Origin of the sequence: Flammeovirga sp. EKP202, assembly GCF_014534745.1 — a bacterium.
Classification (GTDB): domain Bacteria; phylum Bacteroidota; class Bacteroidia; order Cytophagales; family Flammeovirgaceae; genus Flammeovirga.
The window spans coordinates 1-571 of the sequence record NZ_JACVVP010000133.1 but is presented as its reverse complement, the minus strand read 5'-3'; the positions used below and the strand labels follow the sequence as shown (position 1 = coordinate 571).

The window sequence follows — 571 nt, the reverse complement described above, 5'->3', positions numbered from 1 at the left end:
CTGGCGAGGTAGCTCAGTTGGTTAGAGCGTCGGATTCATAACCCGGAGGTCACGAGTTCAACTCTCGTTCTCGCTACAAAAGCTCAAGGTATAATTACCTTGGGCTTTTTTTTTATTTCCACTATTTTCTTTATCACTTTATAGCTATTAATGGGTCAACAACAAAAAGTGGGCAAAAAACATAATGTTGTTATCTTTGTCATGTTATGAATGATGATTTATTAGCCTTGTTTTTCCCTGAAGGGATGTTAGATTACTTCGAAATCGAAGACTATACCAACAGTTCAACAGAACTACAAATTTATTTAAAAGAAAAAGATATACCTCCTGTAGAGTACTCACATTTGAGCTTACAAAAGCGCGGCTTTCATAACCCTAAGACTATAGAGGATTTTCCTATTCGGGGTAAAAAGGTAAAGTTAATAGTAAAGCGACGCAGATGGGCAGAGAAAGATAACCACCTGAAGCTCTCAAGAGATTGGAAATTAGTAGCCAAGGGAACACGTATGTCAGAGGAATACGCGTCTTTTTTAAAAGCACTTGCTCGATACTGAAGCCATAAGTAGTCAAC

The 571-nt window shown here is 38.0% G+C and carries 1 protein-coding gene and 1 tRNA gene; both read left to right on the top strand.

Annotated elements, in window-relative coordinates:
* Positions 1-2: 2 nt before the first annotated feature.
* Positions 3-76 (top strand) — tRNA-Met (locus IC221_RS29290).
* A gap of 130 nt (positions 77-206) precedes the next feature.
* Complete coding sequence (locus IC221_RS29285; RefSeq protein WP_188172328.1) at positions 207-554, top strand: hypothetical protein; 348 nt, start codon at positions 207-209, stop codon at positions 552-554.
* The last annotated feature ends 17 nt before the right edge of the window (positions 555-571 follow it).

Coding starts and splice junctions, on each gene's coding strand:
- IC221_RS29285 (WP_188172328.1), top strand. CDS start 207: ATGAATGATGATTTATTAGCCTTGTTTTTCCCTGAAGGGATGTTAGAT.